Consider the following 18981-nt stretch of genomic DNA (forward strand, 5'->3'; position numbering starts at 1 on the left):
ATCCTGCCTCGGGGACCTCGAGAGTTATATCTGAAGGTTGATGCTCGTCGCGCCGTTTGACAGAACCGCCTCGTTAAGGTCGTCCACCGAAGAGCAACCGAGATGACCCAGCGTCGTCCAGAATTCCTGCCGGAGCAGCTCAAGGGTTCGCCGAACGCCGTCTTCGCCGTCGGCGGCCATGCCGTAGGCGATCAGACGACCGAGGGCGACCGCATTGGCGCCAAGCGCGATCGAGGCCGCGATATCGCTGCCACGCCGGATGCCGGAGTCGAGGATGATCGGCACCTGCTTGCCGACGGCCTTGCGAATGGCAGGAAGCGTCTCGAGCGCTGTCGGCGTACGGTCGATGGTGCGCCCCCCATAGTTCGAGACGTAGAGGCCAACGGCGCCGGCATCGAGCGCTGCCTGAGCGTCGCGGACGCTTGAGATACCCTTGACGATGCAGGGAAGGGGAGAGCGCTTGATGACATCCGCCGCCTGCGACCATGTCCAGCGCGGCTTCGTGAAGGCCAGAAGCTCCTTCAGTGCCGCCGGATCGGATCGACCCGGGCCAAAATTCGAGGGACCGTTTTCGCTGCGCAAGGAAAAGCGGTCTTCCATCATGCGCTCGCGCCACTGGCGGATCGGCGAGTAGGTCGCACATATATGCGAGTATCCAGCGGCCTTGGCCCGCTCGATCATGTCGAGCGCCGCAGCTTCCTCTCCAACGAAAGTCATCTGGAATACCGAAGCGACGGGAGATGCCTTGGCGATATCCTCGAGGGAATGGGAGGCAGCCACCGGCACCATCTGCTGAATGCCAGCCGCGGATGCGGCCCGGCCAATCGCGAGGTGGCCCTCCGGGTGAAAGACTGCTTCACCCCCGCCGAACGGCGCGATGAAGGCAGGAAAGCTGAGGTCGAAGCCGAGCACGTTCGTCCGCGTATCCGGATTGTCGATCCCGGCAAACAGCGGCACTTCAAATCTGATCCGGTCGAAGACCGCCGTATTTTCCCGAAGCGTCACTTCATCCCCGGTGCCGCAGGAGAGGTAGTTCCAGTCGATGTCCGAAAGCCGGCGTCTTGCGTCATGGTAGATGCCGCGCAGCGTCGTGTACTTCTCGGGTGTTGCGTACCGATCGTCGATCCGCTCTGGCTTGTCCGTCATGCCCGTTCCTCTGCGAAAGGGGCAGGCGCTGTGGCGCCCGCCCGCGCCTTCGACTATGCGTCCTTCTTGGCCGCGATCAGCACGATCTCGATCAGCCGCTTCGGATCGCCAAGGTCGGCGACGCCGATCGTGGCACGCGATGGCAAGTCGTCGCCGTCCAGCCAGGCGAGCCAGGCCTCGTTCATGGCTTCCTTGCCGGACATGTCGGACAGATAGATGCGGGCGGACAGGATATGATGCTTGTCGGAGCCACACTCGTTCAGCACGTCTTCGAGCTTTGCGCATGTCTGCTCGGTCTGCTCCTTCATGCCGACCGAAATATCGGAGGCGGCATGCCCGCCGACATAAAGGACGCCGTTGTGTTCGACGACGCCGTGCATGATGCGGTGCTTGCGGTGGCGGGTAATCATGATCGTTTTTCCTTTGCGAGATAGGAGAGTTGGCCGTCGCGGGTTGCAACGGACGGGATGTGCGGCCGTTGAGCAGAGAGGTGGGTCAGACGGCTTTCGGGGCGTACTGGTCGAGCGGCAGATCGGTTGGCTGTCCGATCGCAAGCTTTGCCAGCTGGCTGCCGGCAAAGGGTCCGATCGTCAGTCCACCAGCCCCCAGGCCGTTGCCGATCGTCAGGTTCGCGTAGCCGGGCATGCGACCGAGAATGGGGTTCATCGTGTCCCCGGCCGGTCGGAAGCCGATACGCGTCTCGATCAGCGTCGCATTGGCAAGGCCTGGTGCAATGTTGAGCCCGGCGGCCAGCACCTCGAGCTCGCCGGCGGCTGTGACCCGGTAGTCGAAGCCCGAACCGCTTTCCCGCGTCGCGCCGATGACGACTCGGCTGTCATCGAAAGCGAGCATGTAATGGCTGCTCATCGGCAGGACCACCGGCCATCTTGCCGTGGCAATGCCGGGAAGACGCAGGTGGACGATCTGGCCCTTCTGCGGCACGACCGGATGATCAAGGCCAAGCGGTCGAAGGATCTGAGATGCCCAGGCGCCCGCCGTGACGATGATCTCGTCGGCCGCGATGTCCGATCCGGTACTGTCGAGACAGCGGACGCGATCGCCGTCCGTCTTCAACGTCACGTAGTCGCTGCGGAACCTGGCACCCATGGCGACTGCCGCGCGCACCATTGCCGCCGACAGAAGCCGGGCATCGACACGTGCGGCACCCGGGATGTAGATGGCGTCGAAATCCTCACGCAACGGCGGAAAGAGTGCGCGTGCTTCGGCCGGCGTCAGGTGACGCACGTCGCCGGCTTCGGGCGCGTCCTTGACGCGGCGGGCGATGCGCTCGGCCGCAGCGTCAAACTCGGCACGGTCCTCGGCGACGACGAGCGCGCCGACCTTGCCGTATCCGAGGTCGGTTTCTCCACTCGCCTGCAGCCCGGAGATCAATTCGTCGTAGAAACGGGCCCCGGCGGCATAGAGCCGGTACCATTCCGGCTCGTCGGCCTTGGTGGCCCAGGGGCAGACGATGCCGGCGCCGGCCATCGTGGCCTTGCCCGGATGGGATTCATCGACGATTTCCACATCCACACCCTGACGGGCAAGGTGATAGGCGGTGCTGGAGCCGAGGATACCGGCGCCAATGATCAAGACACGCATTTCATAGTTCCTGGATTGCATTTCCAACAGCCAGGGCCGCAGTCACAGGTGCTGACTGCGGCCGGCTCATCACACTTATTCGACAGTGACGCCCGATAGCCGGCTGGTGCCGAAGATCGCCGGCACATAGCCTTTGACGGTCTTGGCAACGGCGGTAATCGTATCGGCGCCGCCGAGGATCACGGCCGGCACTTCGGCATGGAACTCCTCCTGCGCCTTCTTGTAGAGGTCAATGCGCTCTGCCTGTCCGGTGACGGTGCCGGCCTGGTTCATCAGCCCGATGAACTCCTTGTCGCACCAGGCGCCGATGTTGGAGGGGCTCGGTTTGCCGGCTGAATCGCAGGTGAAGTAGTTGTTCGGGATCTGGCTCGGATCCGGGAAATCGTAGATCCCGCCGAACATTCCAACCTGTGCCTCACCGTTGCGGGCGCGGGTGATGTACTCGCCCCACTCGTAGGAGATGACTTCGGCTTTAACCCCGATCCGGGCCCAGTCAGACTGGATCATCTCGGCCGCGCGGCGGCCGTTCGGCATGTAGGGGCGTGCGACGGGGATCGCCCAAAGCTGCGTCGAAAATCCGTCCTTGTAGCCGGCTTCGGCGAGCAGCTTCTTTGCCAGTTCCGGATCGTAGCTGTAACCGCCCGCGTCCTTGTCATGGCCCCAGAGCGAAGGCGGGATGACCGCGCCGGTCACAGTCCCCATTCCGTCGTAGACGAGGTCGACGAGCGGCTTGATGTTGATGGCGTGAGCGAGGGCTTCCCGCACCCGCTTGTCCTTGAACTTCTCGTCCCGGAAGTTGAAGGTGATGAAGCCCGTCGATGCGACAGGCGTGCGAACTGCCTGAAGTGCGCCGCTTTTTTCAATCATCGCCCGGTCCGCGAGGTTCGGGTAGAGGGCAATCTGGCATTCTCCGGCCATCGCCCGCTGCAATCGCACCGACGCGTCGGCGCTGATCGCCATCGCGATGCTGTCAACCATTGGAGTGCGAGCCGGTTGGCCAGCAGCAGCACCCCAGGTTTCGGCAAACGGGACCAGCCGGACCACCGCGTCCTGTTGATAGGCCTGCAGCTGAAACGGCCCGGTCCCGATCGGCTGGCGATCGATGAGTTCCGCGGTTCCGGCCTTCATCAGGGTATCGGCGTATTCGCTAGAGGTGATCGCCAGGGACTGGTGCGCCATGATGCCGATGAAGGGAGCAAGCGGCTGCTTGAGGGTGAAGGCGACTGTATAGTCGTCCACCTTCTTCAGCCCCTCCAGGGCATCGGCAAGCTTGGTGTTGAAGGTGATGAAGGTGCCGCCGTTGATCTTGGCGAAGGGGTGATCCTTCTTCATCATCCGCTCGAACGTGAACATCACGTCGTCGGCATTGAAATCCCGGCTCGGCGTGAACAGGTCATTTGCTTGCCACTTGACGCCGCGACGCAGCTTGAACGTGTAGGTCCTGGCGTCCTCGGAGATGGTCCAGCTCTCGGCAAGCGCCGGCTCGATGTCGGAAGAACCTGCTTTGACCGACACCAGGCCATCGTAGATCTGCCCAAGCACATAGGATGTGGTGCCATTGCTGGTCAGCTGCGGATTGAAGACTTCCGGGGAGCCCTCGATGCAGACGGACAGCATCGATGCCTTGGCGGGCGCTGACGCCGCCGCTAACGCAAGGAGGCAGAGGGCGAATGTCTTGTTCATGTCGTCGTTCCCTTTTTTGCTGGCTGCTTTTTGCAGCCTTGGCGCGGATACTCTCCAGCCGGCCTCGACGAGACCGTCCGCAGGGCGTTTGCCCAGCGAGATACGTTTTGATTTCGGGGCGCCCACCCAGTTCCGTCGGCGGATTAGCATCTTCCGCGCGGGCGCCGGGGAGCGCTGCCCGACGAATAGAGCGTCTTGACAACATGATTGTCAAATTGCTTCTTGTCCGATCATTATAACCAAAACTCATGACCCTGCCTCTTCGAACGGGGGATGCACGATGAACATTCGGCAGCTCGAAGCCTTCCACACGACGATCGAAACGGGATCGGTGACGCTTGCCGGTGAACGTCTGGGTATATCGCAGCCGGCGGTCAGCAAGCTGCTGCGGAGCTTTTCGGAGACGTGCGGGTTCCAGCTGTTTACCCGCGCCGGCGGCAGACTGGTGCCTACCCTGGAAGCGCGGATGCTGGCTGTCGAGGTCGATCGGATGTTTGCCGGTACCAAGCGCATCGCCAGGCTGGCGGAAGCCGTCCGCAACCGCGAATGGGGTGAGGTGACGATGGCGGCACCTGCGGCGCTGGCGACGCGCTACCTGACGCAGGCACTTTCACCGTTTCTCGCTGAACAGCCGGACATTCACCTGACACTGCAAAGCCGCAACTCGCCGCGCATAGGAGAACTGGTGGCGGCCGGCCAGGTGGATATCGGCCTGAGCGTCTTGCCGTTCGAACAGTCGAACGTCCGCTCCGAGATCATCATGCGGTTCGCGATGATCTGCGTTCTTCCCGCCGCTCATCGACTGGCCGAAAAGCAGGTGATCGAGATCGATGACCTTCGAAACGAGTCCTTCGTCTCATTGCCGCGAGACGACTGCTCGCTGATGACGGTCGACCGGGCATTTCAGATGCGCGGCGTCCAGAAGCGGAATCGTATCGAGGTGCCGCTGTCGGAGACGGCGTGCAGCCTCGTTGCCAATGGTGTGGGGATCTCGATCGTCCCGCCCTTCGTCGGCCTCGACTATCCCGATAGCCGTCTGATCCGCCGGCCATTGTTGCCGGAAACCTTCATGGATGTCTGGCTGCTGACGCCTGGCAGTCGCCCGCCATCCCTCGCCTCGGAAAAGCTCGTCGAGTTCATTCGCATCGCGGTATCGCCCTTCGACCAGCGCACCATACGGTAACGCGCAGCTCCCGGAGCGGGATCTGTGCAGGGCATGGCTGCAGGGTGAGCTCGGAGAGAAATCAGAACGGCTGCGATATAAATCGGGGCTGATCACAGTGGATGGCGGACAGAGCGGGATTCGAACCCGCGATACGCTCTCACGTATACACACTTTCCAGGCGTGCGCCTTCAACCACTCGGCCACCTGTCCTTGAAACCACCGCGCCGCTGATTGCTGCGAAGCAGGGATCGGGGCGGGTATATACCGATGAACTTGAACGGATCAACCGGAATCTGAAAGATTCCTGGCCGGCGGTCGAAGACCCCCTTGCGCAGGCTGCGCCGCCGATCAAGATTGCCGGATCGGCACAGCTGGTTCAGACTTTGTTAATCCGCGTGGAGATAGGGCGGCGTCCATGGCATTCTTGTTGCGGTTCCTCAGTCTCCTGTCCCTGATGTCCGCGATTGCCGCGGGCACGGTCGATTCGATCGTCTCGGTCTCCTCCTCCTCGGTGGCCTTTACCAGCTTCGGCGACGACTGGGCGGCGATCAGTCCCGCCAGCCTGGATCTGGTGAAAGCCTGGGTCGAACACTATATTCACCCGGAAGCCTGGCGCAGCGGCGCTGCCGTCATCCTTGCACAGCCTGCCTTCGCCGTTCTGCTGGGATTTTCCCTGCTGTTCTGGATGATGGGATATCGGCGTCCAAGGCCGTACGGCGTGCTCGCCTGATCGACCATACCGATCGTCGCCGGCCCAACCGAGGAGACGCAGATGTTCCTGATCGACATGTTCAACAAGAAGACCGTGATGCCGAAGCCGGATACGGCGCTTCCAGGGCGCGCCGAGCCGCTGCCGACTTCCGAACTGCACTTTGTCAACGGCAACCCGCTGAAGGGACCCTATCCCGACAACATGCATGTCGCCTATCTCGGCATGGGGTGCTTCTGGGGCGCCGAGCGGCTGTTCTGGACCATTCCCGGCGTCTGGGTGACGGCCGTCGGTTACCAGGGGGGCCTGACGCCGAACCCGACCTATCACGAGACGACCACCGGCATGACCGGCCATGCCGAGATCGTCAAGGTGGTCTTCGATCCCGCCATCGTCAGCTATGAAACGCTGCTGAAGGTGTTCTTCGAGGAGCACGATCCGACGCAGGGAATGCGCCAGGGCAACGATGTCGGCACCACCTATCGCTCGGCCATCTACACGACGACGCCGGAACAGTTGAAGGCGGCGCAGGCGGCGCGTGATGCTTTCCAGCAGGCGCTTAGCGGCGCCGGCCGGAAGACCGAGATCACCACCGAAATCGCCCCGGCGGAAGAGTTCTTCTACGCCGAGGATTACCATCAGCAGTATCTGGCCAAGAACCCCGGCGGCTATTGCGGGCTGCGGGGAACCGGCGTCAGCTGCCCGATCGGCGGCTGACCGTTCAAAGGCAAGGCGAAGAGCCGCGGATTTGTGCAGATCTGCGGCTCTTTTGTGCAGGTTTCCGAGCGACCGTCCGCTTTCGCACCGGCCGAAAAATTTCTGGTGAATTTCCGGCCAAGCCATGCAAGGATGGGCTCCAGCCAGGCATAAAGATAGGATACTGGCAACCGCAGACATGCCCAGCGGGCGTGCGGGGGGACCCACGATGAATAGCAAGAACAGGGCTGCACGATGAAGAAATCCGTTTTGACTCTCATTGCCATGGCGGCGCTTTCGACCACGGCGCTGGCGGCTGATATCAAGCCGGCGCTGGTCTATGGCACCGGTGGCAAGTTCGACAAATCCTTCAATGAGGCCGCCTATCAGGGCGCCGAGCAGTTCAAGAAGGAAACCGGTACTGAGTACCGCGATTTCGAGCCGACCAGCGATACCCAGGGCGAGCAGGCGATCCGCAACTTCGCCTCCAAGGGTTTCAACCCCGTCGTCGCCGTCTCTTTCGCCTGGACGTCGGCCATGGAAAAGGTCGCCGGCGAATTCCCCGACACCAAGTTCGTCATCGTTGATTCCGTCGTCGATCTGCCGAATGTCCGTTCGGTCGTCTACAAGGAAGAGGAAGGCTCCTACCTCGTCGGCGTTCTCGCCGGCATGGCCTCCAAGTCCGCAAAGGTCGGCTTCATCGGCGGCATGGACATCCCGCTCATCCGCAAGTTCGCCTGCGGCTATGCCCAGGGCGCCAAGGCCGCCAACGGCAAGATCCAGGTTCTGCAGAACATGACCGGCACCACCGGTGCTGCTTGGAATGATCCGGTGCGCGGCGGTGAGCTGACCAAGAACCAGATCGACCAGGGTGCCGACGTCGTTTACGCAGCAGCCGGCGCTACCGGCCTCGGCGTGCTCCAGACGGCAGCCGACAACAAGAAGATGTCGATCGGCGTCGATTCCAATCAGAACCACCTGCACCCGGGCTCGGTGCTGACCTCGATGGTCAAGCGCGTCGATCTCGCCGTCTACAACGCCTACAAGGATACTGCCGCCGACAAGTTCACGGCTGGCGTGCAGGCCAACGGCGTGGCGCAGGATGGCGTCAGCTACGCGCTCGACGACAACAACGCCAAGCTGATCACCCCGGAGATGAAGGCGGCCGTCGAGAAGGCCAAGGCCGACATCATTGCCGGCACCGTCAAGGTCCACGACTACATGTCGGACAACAGCTGCCCGATGTAAGACCGATGGAGGGCGTATGGCGGGTTCGCCATACGCCCTTTCCATGTCCGGCTTCCGGAAACGAAAGGCCAGCGTGTGAGCCAGCATCCCGCGATTGAACTGGTGGGTATCGACAAGAGCTTCGGTACGGTCCACGCCAACAGGAACATCAATCTCAAGGTTGAGAAGGGGACGATCCACGGCATCATCGGCGAGAACGGTGCCGGCAAGTCGACCCTGATGTCCATTCTCTACGGCTTCTATCAGGCCGACCGCGGCGAGATCCGCGTCGACGGCAGGCAGATCGCCATCCGCGACAGCCAGGCGGCGATCGCTGCCGGCATCGGCATGGTGCACCAGCACTTCATGCTGGTTGAGAACTTCACCGTGCTTGAAAACATCATGCTCGGCGCCGAGGGCGGACAGTTGCTCGCCAAGGGCGTCGCCGGTGCACGCATCGAGCTGAAGCGGCTCGAATCCGAATATGGCCTCGACGTCGATCCCGACGCGGTGGTCGAGGAACTGCCGGTCGGCCGCCAGCAGCGCGTCGAGATCCTCAAGGCACTGTACCGCAATGCCGACATTCTGATCCTCGACGAACCGACCGGCGTCCTGACACCGGCCGAAGCGGATCACCTGTTCAAGGTGCTGCGGGTTCTGCGAGACCAGGGCAAGACCGTCATCCTCATCACCCACAAGCTGCGCGAGATCATGGCCATCACCGACGAGGTGTCGGTCATGCGCCGCGGTGAGATGGTCGCCACCCGCAAGACGGCTGAAACGACGGTCGAGGAACTCGCCGAACTGATGGTCGGCCGGCGGGTGCTGCTGCGGGTCGAAAAGGGCGAGCCGAAGCCCGGCAAGGTGCTGCTCTCGGTCAAGAACCTCACGGTTCGCGACAGCCGCGGCGTGACCATGGTCGACAACGTCTCGTTCGACGTGCGCGAGGGCGAGATCGTCGGCATCGCAGGCGTTGCCGGCAACGGCCAGTCGGAACTGCTGGAAGCGATTGCCGGCATCCGCAAGCCGACATCCGGCGAGATCCTGCTCGACGGCCAGCCGATCGGCAGCGCCGATCCAGCCCGGTTGCGCGAGCTAGGCCTTGCGCATATTCCCGAAGACCGCCACCACATGGGACTGGTGCTGAAGTTCGAGGAATACGAGAATTCCGTTCTTGGCTATCACCGCAATGCCCGCTACGGCCGCACCTTCCTTGATTTGAAGGCAATCAGGGCGGACGCCGAGGAGAAGATCCGCAAGTATGACATCCGGCCGCCGAACCCGCGGTTGAAGACGGCCAACTTTTCCGGCGGCAACCAGCAGAAGATCGTCGTCGCCCGCGAGATCGAGCGCGATCCCAAAGCGCTGATCATCGGCCAGCCCACCCGCGGTGTCGATATCGGCGCCATTGAGTTCATCCACCGCCGGATCGTCGAAATGCGCGATGCCGGCAAGGCGATCCTGGTGGTCTCCGTCGAACTTGACGAGATCCGCTCGCTGTCCGACCGCATCCTGGTGATGTTCGCCGGCAAGATCGTCGGCGAAAAGACACCCGATGCCGGCGAGCAGACGCTCGGATTGATGATGGCGGGGATCGCCGCATGAGGACCCACCGTTCATGAGTACCGCTTCCGTACCCTTGCCCAACTGGATCAGCTACGGGCTGCTGCCGTTGCTGAACCTGGTCATGGCATTCCTGATCTCGGGCCTGGTGGTCTGGTGGATCGGCGAGGATCCGCTGGCGGCACTGCGGCTGCTGATCGAGGGCGCGCTCGGCCGCGGCGATGCGATCGGCTTCACGCTGTTCTACACGACAAGCTTCATCTTCACCGGCCTGTCGGTCGCTGTCGCCTTTCATGCCGGCCTGTTCAACATCGGCTCCGAAGGCCAGGCCTATGTCGGCGGGCTTGGCGCGGCGCTGGTGGCGCTGTCCCTCGATCGCTACGTGCCGTGGTACGTGACGATGCCGTTCGCGGTGATCGGCGCGGCCGTCTTCGGGGCCGGCTGGGCGCTGATCCCGGCCTGGCTGCAGGCAAAGCGCGGCAGCCACATCGTCATCACCACCATCATGTTCAACTTTATCGGCGCGGCGCTGATGGTCTACCTTCTGGTGAACGTCTTCATCGTGCCCGGCAAGATGGCGCCGGAGACCCGGACATTCCTGCCCGGCGGGCAATTGCCGAAGCTGGACTGGCTGATGGCGCTGTTCGGCTTGAGGCTCGGCCCGGCGCCGTTCAACGTCTCCTTTCTGATCGCGCTGGTGATGTGCTTCCTCGTCTGGCTGCTCATCTGGCGCACCAAGTTCGGCTACGAGATGCGCACGCTCGGCATCAGCCCGCCCGCGGCCGTCTATGCCGGCATTCCCTATGCCCGCACGGTCATCATCGCCATGCTGATCTCCGGCGGTCTGGCGGGCATGATGGCGCTCAACCCGGTGATGGGCGCCTCGGCGCGCCTGCAGGTGGAATTCGTCGGCGGCGCCGGCTTCGTCGGTATCGCCGTCTCGCTCATGGGTCGCAGCCACCCGCTCGGCATCATCTTTTCGGCGCTGCTGTTCGGCATCCTCTACCAGGGCGGCGCCGACCTCTCCTTCGAGATGCCCAACATCACCCGTGAAATGATCGTCGTCATCCAGGGTCTGGTGATCCTGTTCGCCGGTGCGCTGGAATACATGTTCCGGCCGGCCATGGTTCAGCTCTACCAGCGCTTGAAGCGGGCATAAGGGAGGACGGCATGGATTTCTTCGACATCCTCGTCAGCATTCTGGGATCGACCATCCGCCTGTCGATCCCGCTTCTGTTCACGGCGCTCGCCGGCCTGTTCTCCGAACGCGCCGGCATCTTCGACATCGGCCTGGAAGGCAAGATGCTGGCTGCCGCCTTCGCCTCCGCCTGCCTTTCCTACATCACCGGAAATCCGTGGCTCGGCCTGCTCGGCGGCATTGCCGTATCGATCATCTTCTCGCTCATCCACGGCTTTGCCTCGATCACCAATCGCGGCAACCAGATCGTCTCCGGCGTCGCCCTCAACTTCATCGCCGCCGGCCTGACGATCGTGCTTGGCCAGGCGTGGTTCGGCCAGGGAGGCCGTACGCCGCAGCTTGGCGGCGAGGCACGTTTCCAGCCGATCATCCTGCCGTTTGCCGATCAGATGCGCGAGGTGCCGTTCATCGGCCCGCTCTATGCCAACGTCATCTCCGGCAACAATATCCTGACCTACCTGGCTTTCGCCGCCGTGCCTCTCTCCTGGTGGGTGCTGTTTCGCACCCGCTTTGGTCTGCGCCTGCGCGCTGTCGGTGAGAATCCGGGCGCCGTCGATACGGCCGGCATCTCGGTCGCATGGCTGCGGTATCGCGCCGTCATTGTAGCCGGCTTCCTCTGCGGCTTTGCCGGCGCCTATCTGTCGATTGCCCAGTCGGCGGCCTTCATCAAGGATATGTCGGCGGGCAAGGGCTACATCGCGCTGGCAGCCCTGATCTTCGCCAAGTGGAAGCCGGTGCCGGTAATGTTCGCCTGCCTGCTGTTCGGCTTCCTCGATGCGTTCGCCAACTTCATGCAGGGGCGGCCGGTACCCGGCATTGGCGAGGTTCCCGTGCAGATCTTCCAGGCGCTGCCCTACATTCTTACCTGCGTCCTGCTTGCCGGCTTCATCGGCATTGCCCATCCGCCGAAGGCCGGCGGCGTGCCCTATACGAAGGAGCGTTGACCCGATGTCGCAAACTCTGTTCGAAGCAGCCCGTGCTGCGATGTCGAAGGCCTACGCGCCTTACTCCAAGTTCCCGGTCGGGGCGGCTATTCTCGCCGATGACGGCAAGATCTATGCCGGCGCCAACATCGAGAACCTCTCGTTTCCGCAAGGATGGTGCGCCGAGCCGACGGCGATCGGCGCCATGATCATGGGCGGCGGCCGGAAGATCGTCGAGATGGCGGTCATTGCCGAGAAGCTGGCGCTGTGCCCGCCCTGCGGCGGTTGCCGCCAGAAGATCGCCGAGTTCGCAGATGCGCAGACGCGGGTCTTCCTCTGCGATGACCAGGGCGTCCAGAAGACCATGACGATGGAGGAACTTCTGCCGTTCTCGTTCAAGACCGAGATCCTCGGATGAGGACCGTCATCGATCTTCTGGTGGACCGGCTGGACGGACTGATGCCGCGGCATGCAATCGTGCTCGGATCCGGTCTCGGCTCGCTGGTCGAACAGGTGCAGGATCCCGTTCGCATCTCCTACGGCGACCTCCCGGGCTTTCCGGTAAGCGGCGTGACCGGCCATGCAGGCGAACTGGTGGCGGGGCGGCTCGGCCAACATCCGGTCATCATGCTCTCCGGCCGCGCCCATTACTATGAGCACGGCGACGCCTCGGCGATGCGGTTTCCCCTCGAGGTGCTGCAGGGCATCGGCGTGCAGGCGCTGATCCTTACCAATTCGGCAGGCTCGGTGCGCCAGGACATGCCGCCGGGTTCGGTGATGCAGATCACCGATCACATCAACTATTCCGGCATGAACCCGCTGATCGGCGAAAGCGGCGACCGGCGCTTTGTCGGCATGACGAATGCCTATGACGCCGAACTGGCGGTCGCCGTCCGCAATGCGGCGATCCGCACCGGCACGCCGCTGTTTACCGGCACCTACATGTGGTTCTCCGGCCCGAGCTTCGAAACGCCGGCGGAGATCCGCATGGCCCGCACACTCGGCGCCGATGCCGTCGGCATGTCGACGGTGCCGGAGGTCATCCTGGCGCGGTATGTCGGGCTGAAGGTCGCCGCCTGTTCGGTCATCACCAACTACGGTGCCGGCATGACCGGTGCCGAATTGAGCCACGAGGAGACCAAGGAGATGGCACCGAAGGGTGGTGCACGTCTTGCGGCCATCCTCAGCGACCTTTTCAGCCAGTCCGGACTGGCCTGAGCGGCCCGACGACGCGAGACCCTCGGCGTCTGCCGGTAGCCGTCTGGCCATGCGGGTTGCGCCTTATCCATCGAGAGCTACATATGATGACTTCGAGCAAGCCGGGAGTGAAGGCCATGGAACTGCTGAGCCCGCGAGAAGTGGCGACGTTCGCGCTGTCGCTGCTGGACCTGACCAATCTTCGCGATGACTGCGATGCAACGGCGATCGAGCAGCTGTGCCGCAAGGCCCAGACGCCGTCGGGTGCAACCGCTGCGATCTGCATCTGGCCGCGTTTCGTCGCGCAGGCGCGCGGCCTGCTTGGTCCGGGCAATCCGGTGCGCATCGCCACGGTCGTCAACTTCCCGTCCGGCGATCTGCCGGTGGAACAGGTCGTTGTGGAAACCACCGCGGCTATCGCCGATGGTGCCGACGAGATCGATCTGGTCATCCCCTACCGCGCCTTCCTGGCTGGCGATGATGCCGCGGTGACGACCATGGTCGAGGCGGTTCGCGCGGCCTGCCCGCACGCGTGCCTGAAGGTGATCCTGGAGACGGGTGAGCTGAAGGACAGCGGCAGGATCCGCCACGCTTCGGGCCTTGCCATCGCCGCTGGTGCGGACTTCATAAAAACCTCCACCGGCAAGGTGCAGGTCAATGCAACGCTGGAAGCAGCCGATATCATGCTGCAGGCAATCCGTGACAGCCGCAAGAAGGTGGGTTTCAAGCCGGCGGGCGGTATCTCGACGGTAGCGGATGCCGATCTCTACCTGCGGCTTGCCGAAACGATCATGGGACGGGACTGGTTGATGCCGTCGACCTTCCGCTTCGGCGCATCGAGCCTCCTGGACGACATCCTTGCGGTGATCAGCGGCAGCGCGTCGGCCCGCGTATCGACCGGATACTGAGATCGTGATCCCGCAGGAAACCATCCGCCGCAAACGTGACGGGGAGGATTTGCCTGCCGCCGAGATCGGCGCCTTCATCGAGGCGATGACCGCGGGAAGCGTCTCCGAGGGGCAGATCGCGGCCTTCGCCATGGCCACCTTCTTTCGTGGCATGACGCGCGACGAAGTGATCGCGCTGACCCTCGCCATGCGCGATTCAGGCGATGTCCTGTCCTGGGCGGATGTCGGAAAGCCGATCTCCGACAAGCATTCGACCGGCGGTGTCGGTGACAACGTCTCGCTGATGCTGGCGCCGATCGTCGCCTCCTGCGGTCTGGCCGTCCCCATGATCTCCGGCCGCGGTCTTGGCCACACCGGCGGCACGCTCGACAAGCTCGGCGCCATTCCAGGCTACGACGTGATGCCGAGCGAAGCTCTGTTCCGGCGCGCCGTCAACGAAGTCGGATGTGCAATCATCGGCCAGACGGGCGACCTGGCGCCGGCCGACAAGCGGCTCTATGCCGTGCGTGACGTCACCGCGACGGTCGAATCCATCGCGCTGATCACCGCCTCGATCCTGTCGAAGAAGCTGGCGGCGGGGCTTCAACACCTTGTTCTCGACGTCAAGTTCGGCAACGGCGCCTTCATGGAGGGTGTCGAGGATGCCGAAGCATTGGCAAAATCGCTGGTCGAGGTGGCAAATGGCGCTGGCCTCGGTACCACGGCCCTGCTTACCGATATGAACGAACCGTTGGCGGATGCAGCGGGCAACGCTCTGGAAGTGCTGCACTGCCTCGACGTGCTGTCGGGCAACAAGGCCGGCACTCGCAGCGAGACCGCAACGCTTGCCTTCGCCGCAGATATGTTGCTCCAGGCCGGGATCGTACCGTCCCTGGAGGAGGGGGCGTCGATGGCGCGAGGTGCCATCGCATCCGGGCGGGCGCTCGAAACCTTCGGGCGCATGGTGCATGTGCTGGGCGGCCCCGCCGATTTCGTCGAGCGCCCGGGTCATCATCTGGCGGCTGCGCCGGTCACGGTCGCCGTCGCGGCACCTGCGACGGGACACCTCGCCGGCTGCGACACGCGGCTCCTGGGACTGGCTGTCGTCGAACTCGGCGGCGGTCGCCGCCAGGTCAGCGACGAGATCGATCCGCGCGTCGGGCTGGATCGCATGCTGCCGCTCGGCACCTATGTGCAGAAGGGTGAGCCGATCGCTTTTGTGCACGGTGCCGACCAGGCGCTGGCGGAACATATCGCTGGTCACGTCGCCGGGCTCTACACGATCAGCGACGTGCCGCCGGAAACGCGGCCCGTCGTGCTGAAGCGGATCGGCTGAAAGCTATTGCACCAGCCGCAGCGAACCGTTCTGCACCTGGAAAGACGATAGGCGCTTCAGGAAGCTCATGCCGATCAGGGTGCCCGAAAGCGCCTTGTCCTCCAGCACAACGGCGTCTACGTCGCGAATGCGGATGCCGGCGATCTCGACCCGTTCCAGCCGCACGGAGGCTGCCCTTGCGACGCCGTTCGCCGTGTTGACGCGGTAGCGGAAGTCGAGTGTGCCAGCGCTGAAGCCTAGCCGCCGCGCTGTGCTCTCGTTGATCGCCACGGACGTCGCGCCGGTGTCGACGAGGCCTTCCACGGATTTGCCGTTAAGGCGGAAGTTGGCGAGGAAGTGGCCGCGGCCGTCTGAAGCGAGAACGACGCTTCCGGGTGCGGAGGTTTTCGCGGTCGGACCGGGGTCGGAGGAAATTGACGTCTCCTGCACCGCCTGGTCGCCCGACGACCGGCTTTCCGCGGCGATCTCCGTCAGGCCGAACAGGTGCGGGATCTGCGAAGCAACTGCCGCAGCAACGAGGAACATCAGGAAGGTTCGCAGCATGAGGGCGCTCCGGCGGGTCTGAGCCCACCATAGCGCCCGGACCCTGAACGAAAAACGCCCGCGTGGGCCTTGCGCAGGCGCTTCCGTTAAACGTCGTTAACGGCCGCTTAGTCGGCGGCCGACGCCTTACTTGGTACCGTACATCCGGTCGCCGGCGTCGCCGAGGCCGGGCATGATGTAGCCCTTCTCGTTGAGGTGGCTGTCGATCGCTGCGGTGAAGACGGGCACGTCCGGGTGCGCCTCGCAGAAGTTCTTGATGCCTTCCGGTGCGGCGAGAAGGCAGACGAAGCGGATGTTCTTTGCGCCGCGCTCCTTCAGCTTGTCGATCGCCGCGATCGAGGAATTGCCGGTGGCCAGCATCGGATCGACGACAATGATGAGCCGCTCGGACAGTGCGTCAGGCGCCTTGAAATAGTATTCGACCGCCTGCAGCGTTTCGTGATCCCGGTAGACGCCGACATGCGCGACGCGGGCCGCCGGAACCAGCTCCAGCATGCCTTCCAGGAGGCCGTTGCCGGCGCGCAAAATGGAGGCGAAGACGAGCTTCTTGCCTTCGAGGATCGGCGACTGCATCTCGGTGAGCGGCGTCTCGATCGTCTCCATGGTCAGCTCGAGGTCGCGTGTCACCTCATAGCAGAGAAGGGTGGAGATTTCCCGCAGCAGCCGGCGGAAGCTCGAGGTCGAGGTCTCCTTGCGACGCATGATGGTGAGTTTGTGCTGCACCAGCGGATGATCGATGACTGTGACGCCGTCCATGGGAAACTGCCTTCTTCTTTGCCTTCCCTACCTTCTTCAGGGAAAATTCGCCTCATCGCAACCCGCAACCGGTGCTTTCACGCATCATCCCCAGCCGCCTGGCGCCGATCCAGCCGAGACAGCAGTGCCGAGCGGGTGGTCTCGTCGACGAAGGCGGCCTCGAGGGCCGTGCGCGTCATTGCGTTGATCTGCGCATCGGAAAGACCGATGATCTCTGAGGCGATCTCGTACTCGCGCGCCAGCGAGGTGCTGAAGAAAGGCGGATCGTCCGAGTTGATGCAGACGCGCACGCCGGCCTCGATCAACTGGCGCAAGGGGTGGCTCTCGAAGTCGGGAAAGACGTCGAGGGCGATGTTGGAGCCGGGACAGACCTCCAGCACGACACCGGTCTCCACCAGCCGCTGGACGAGAGCCGGATCCTCGATTGCCCGCACCCCGTGGCCGATGCGCGACGGGCGCACCAGGTCGAGCGCGTCGGCAACGCTGAAGGCGCCGCACACCTCGCCCGCATGGATTGTCAGGCCGAGCCCGGCATCGCGGGCGATATTGAAGGCCGGCGCATAATCGGCAACTCGCCCCATCCGCTCCTCGCCGGCCAGGTTGAAGCCAGTGACCAGCGGATTGCCGCAGCGTGCGGCGTAGCGCGCCGCGCTGATGACGCTCTCGGGTCCAAAGTGCCGCTCCCCGGTGACGATGATGCGCGTCTCGATGCCGGTCTTCTCGCGCGCGGCGTGGATGCCGTCGGTGATGCCGGCAAGGTAGCGGTCGGCACCGACGCCGATGCGGTCGCCGTGATCGGGGGAGACGATGATCTCGCTGTAGATCGTGCCGATCCCCGCAAGTTCGCTCAGGTAGCTTTCCGTCAGCAGTGCGTAGTCGTCCGGCGTCCGGAAGAGTGAAGCGACCTTGTCGTAGCAGGCGATGAATTCGGCGAAGTCGCGCCAGACATAGCCGCCGTCGGCGATGAAGGACGAGGTGTCCACGCCGTACTTGAGGGCCTGCCGATGGCTGAGGGCCGGTGGAGCGGCCCCTTCGATATGGCAGTGGATTTCCGCCTTGAGGAAACGATGTGTCACAGGAAGCTCCGTCCATGCTTGCCGCGAGCAATGCCGAGATGCGCGGCGACTGTTTCGCCGATGTCGGCATAGCTGTCGCGGACGCCGATGCTGCGCGGCGCAATGCCCGGCCCGTACCCCATGATCGGTACGCGCTCGCGCGTGTGGTCCGTGCCGCGCCAGGTCGGATCGCAGCCATGGTCGGCGGTGAGCAGCATCAGGTCGCCGGGCTGCATCTTGCGATGCACCTCGGCAAGCCGTCGGTCGAACGCCTCGAGCGCCGCCGCATAGCCCGGCACGTCGCGCCGGTGGCCATAGAGCATGTCGAAATCGACGAAGTTGGTGAACACCAGGTCGCCGTCGCCGGCGTCGTCCAGCACTGACAGCGTTGCATCCATCAGGGCATCGTTACCATTCGCCTTGATCACCCGCGAGATGCCCTGGTGCGCGAAGATATCGCCGATCTTGCCAACCGCGTGAACGGTGCGCCCAGCCTCGACCAGGCGGTCGAGAAGCGTGGCTTCGGGCGGCAGGACCGAAAAATCGCGACGGTTTCCGGTGCGCTGGAAGGTTGCCGGGGTTTCGCCGACGAACGGCCGGGCGATCACCCTGCCGATGTTCAGCGGGTCGATCAGTTGGCGGACGGTCTGGCAGAGCGCAATCAGCCGGTCGAGGCCGAAGTGCTGCTCGTGGGCGGCGATCTGAAAGACGGAATCGGTCGAGGTGTAGCAGATCGGCCTGCCGCTCCGGATGTGTTCCTCGCCGAGGCTGGCGATGATGTCGGTGCCGGATGCGTGGCAGTTGCCGAGGATGCCGGGCAAATCCGCCTCCCGACAGATCGCCTCGATCAGGTCCGGCGGAAACGCATCCCCCTCGCTCGGAAAGTAGCCCCAGTCGAACATCACAGGCGTGCCGGCAATTTCCCAATGGCCGGACGGTGTGTCCTTGCCTTTCGAGACTTCGCTTGCCGCACCGTGGAGGCCGAACACGCGTTCGGGTACGGGCATTCCGGCGGGATATTCGCCGCAGGCCATCTGTGCCGCATGCACAAGGCCGAGCGCCGACATGTTGGGCAGCTTTAACGGGCCGCTTCTGAGGCCGGCCCGGTCGGCCGCTCCCGCCGCACAAAACTGCGCGATATGGCCGAGCGTGTTGGAGCCGAGGTCGTCATAGCGCGCCGCATCGCGGGCACCGCCGATGCCGAAGGAATCGAGTACGAAGAGAAAGGCGCGTGCCATCGATCACCCAGAGTGAGAAAGCTGCCATGCGCAGCATGAGAAGCCGAACGCTGAGCC

The 18981-nt window shown here is 63.7% G+C and carries 19 protein-coding genes and 1 tRNA gene; 11 read left to right on the forward strand and 9 right to left on the reverse strand.

Going from position 1 to position 18981, the window contains the following annotated elements:
- Window positions 1-24 precede the first annotated feature (24 nt).
- The 4 genes from ACR65N_RS16470 to ACR65N_RS16485 all read right to left on the reverse strand — a co-directional run bounded on the left by ACR65N_RS16470 (window position 25) and on the right by ACR65N_RS16485 (window position 4431).
- The gene (locus tag ACR65N_RS16470) at window positions 25-1146 is read right to left on the reverse strand and encodes an alpha-hydroxy acid oxidase (RefSeq protein ID WP_440457897.1); all 1122 of its coding nucleotides are present in this window, start codon (window positions 1144-1146) and stop codon (window positions 25-27) included.
- Between the two features lie 53 nt (window positions 1147-1199).
- Window positions 1200-1556 carry a RidA family protein gene (locus tag ACR65N_RS16475; RefSeq protein ID WP_430306356.1) on the reverse strand — a complete coding sequence of 119 codons (357 nt, stop codon included), beginning with the start codon at window positions 1554-1556 and terminating at the stop codon, window positions 1200-1202.
- Between the two features lie 85 nt (window positions 1557-1641).
- Complete coding sequence (locus ACR65N_RS16480) at window positions 1642-2748, reverse strand: NAD(P)/FAD-dependent oxidoreductase (RefSeq protein WP_440457898.1); 1107 nt, start codon at window positions 2746-2748, stop codon at window positions 1642-1644.
- A 75-nt stretch (window positions 2749-2823) separates the two neighbouring features.
- Window positions 2824-4431, reverse strand: coding sequence for an ABC transporter substrate-binding protein (locus ACR65N_RS16485; protein WP_430306354.1), 1608 nt, complete (start codon window positions 4429-4431; stop codon window positions 2824-2826).
- A gap of 280 nt (window positions 4432-4711) precedes the next feature.
- On the opposite strand from ACR65N_RS16485, the gene ACR65N_RS16490 reads away from it, so the two are divergent.
- Window positions 4712-5614: a LysR substrate-binding domain-containing protein gene (locus tag ACR65N_RS16490; RefSeq protein WP_440457899.1), complete on the forward strand. Its 903-nt coding sequence runs from the start codon at window positions 4712-4714 to the stop codon at window positions 5612-5614.
- 102 nt (window positions 5615-5716) lie between these two features.
- Here the strand turns inward: ACR65N_RS16490 and ACR65N_RS16495 are convergent.
- Window positions 5717-5806: transfer RNA gene (locus ACR65N_RS16495), tRNA-Ser, on the reverse strand.
- A 205-nt stretch (window positions 5807-6011) separates the two neighbouring features.
- Here ACR65N_RS16495 and ACR65N_RS16500 point away from each other — a divergent pair.
- From ACR65N_RS16500 to deoA, 10 genes are all read left to right on the forward strand, one after another.
- Window positions 6012-6326, forward strand: a complete 315-nt coding sequence (locus tag ACR65N_RS16500) for a hypothetical protein (RefSeq protein WP_430306291.1) — start codon at window positions 6012-6014, stop codon at window positions 6324-6326.
- A gap of 42 nt (window positions 6327-6368) precedes the next feature.
- Window positions 6369-7022, forward strand: coding sequence for a peptide-methionine (S)-S-oxide reductase MsrA (msrA, locus tag ACR65N_RS16505; protein WP_440457900.1), 654 nt, complete (start codon window positions 6369-6371; stop codon window positions 7020-7022).
- Between the two features lie 234 nt (window positions 7023-7256).
- Window positions 7257-8249 (forward strand): BMP family lipoprotein, encoded by a 993-nt coding sequence (locus ACR65N_RS16510; protein WP_430306289.1) that lies wholly within the window; start codon window positions 7257-7259, stop codon window positions 8247-8249.
- A 75-nt stretch (window positions 8250-8324) separates the two neighbouring features.
- Window positions 8325-9833 carry an ABC transporter ATP-binding protein gene (locus ACR65N_RS16515; protein WP_440457901.1) on the forward strand — a complete coding sequence of 503 codons (1509 nt, stop codon included), beginning with the start codon at window positions 8325-8327 and terminating at the stop codon, window positions 9831-9833.
- Between the two features lie 13 nt (window positions 9834-9846).
- The gene (locus tag ACR65N_RS16520) at window positions 9847-10950 is read left to right on the forward strand and encodes an ABC transporter permease (protein ID WP_440457902.1); all 1104 of its coding nucleotides are present in this window, start codon (window positions 9847-9849) and stop codon (window positions 10948-10950) included.
- Window positions 10951-10961: 11 nt separating this feature from the next.
- On the forward strand, window positions 10962-11933 hold the full coding sequence (locus ACR65N_RS16525; protein WP_440457903.1) for an ABC transporter permease: 972 nt from the start codon (window positions 10962-10964) through the stop codon (window positions 11931-11933).
- Window positions 11934-11937: 4 nt separating this feature from the next.
- The gene (locus ACR65N_RS16530) at window positions 11938-12330 is read left to right on the forward strand and encodes a cytidine deaminase (RefSeq protein ID WP_440457904.1); all 393 of its coding nucleotides are present in this window, start codon (window positions 11938-11940) and stop codon (window positions 12328-12330) included.
- Window positions 12327-13130, forward strand: coding sequence for a purine-nucleoside phosphorylase (locus ACR65N_RS16535; RefSeq protein WP_440457905.1), 804 nt, complete (start codon window positions 12327-12329; stop codon window positions 13128-13130). Before ACR65N_RS16530 ends, ACR65N_RS16535 begins: the two co-directional genes overlap by 4 nt.
- Window positions 13131-13246: 116 nt before the next feature.
- A complete protein-coding gene (gene deoC / locus ACR65N_RS16540) occupies window positions 13247-14017 on the forward strand; it encodes a deoxyribose-phosphate aldolase (RefSeq protein ID WP_440458123.1) in 771 nt (256 codons plus the stop codon).
- A gap of 4 nt (window positions 14018-14021) precedes the next feature.
- Window positions 14022-15332 carry a thymidine phosphorylase gene (gene deoA, locus ACR65N_RS16545; protein WP_440457906.1) on the forward strand — a complete coding sequence of 437 codons (1311 nt, stop codon included), beginning with the start codon at window positions 14022-14024 and terminating at the stop codon, window positions 15330-15332.
- A gap of 3 nt (window positions 15333-15335) precedes the next feature.
- Here deoA and ACR65N_RS16550 read toward each other — a convergent pair whose 3' ends face one another.
- The 4 genes from ACR65N_RS16550 to ACR65N_RS16565 form a co-directional block, all read right to left on the reverse strand.
- Window positions 15336-15875 carry a TIGR02281 family clan AA aspartic protease gene (locus tag ACR65N_RS16550; RefSeq protein WP_440457907.1) on the reverse strand — a complete coding sequence of 180 codons (540 nt, stop codon included), beginning with the start codon at window positions 15873-15875 and terminating at the stop codon, window positions 15336-15338.
- A 126-nt stretch (window positions 15876-16001) separates the two neighbouring features.
- Entirely contained in the window at window positions 16002-16631 is a 630-nt protein-coding gene (gene upp / locus ACR65N_RS16555; protein WP_430306280.1) for a uracil phosphoribosyltransferase, read from the reverse strand.
- Between the two features lie 77 nt (window positions 16632-16708).
- On the reverse strand, window positions 16709-17707 hold the full coding sequence (locus tag ACR65N_RS16560; RefSeq protein ID WP_440457908.1) for an adenosine deaminase: 999 nt from the start codon (window positions 17705-17707) through the stop codon (window positions 16709-16711).
- The gene (locus tag ACR65N_RS16565; protein ID WP_440457909.1) at window positions 17704-18924 is read right to left on the reverse strand and encodes a phosphopentomutase; all 1221 of its coding nucleotides are present in this window, start codon (window positions 18922-18924) and stop codon (window positions 17704-17706) included. The genes ACR65N_RS16560 and ACR65N_RS16565 overlap by 4 nt, the downstream gene beginning before the upstream one ends.
- Between the last annotated feature and the right edge of the window lie 57 nt (window positions 18925-18981).

It is taken from the genome of Rhizobium sp. SAFR-030 (assembly GCF_059415005.1).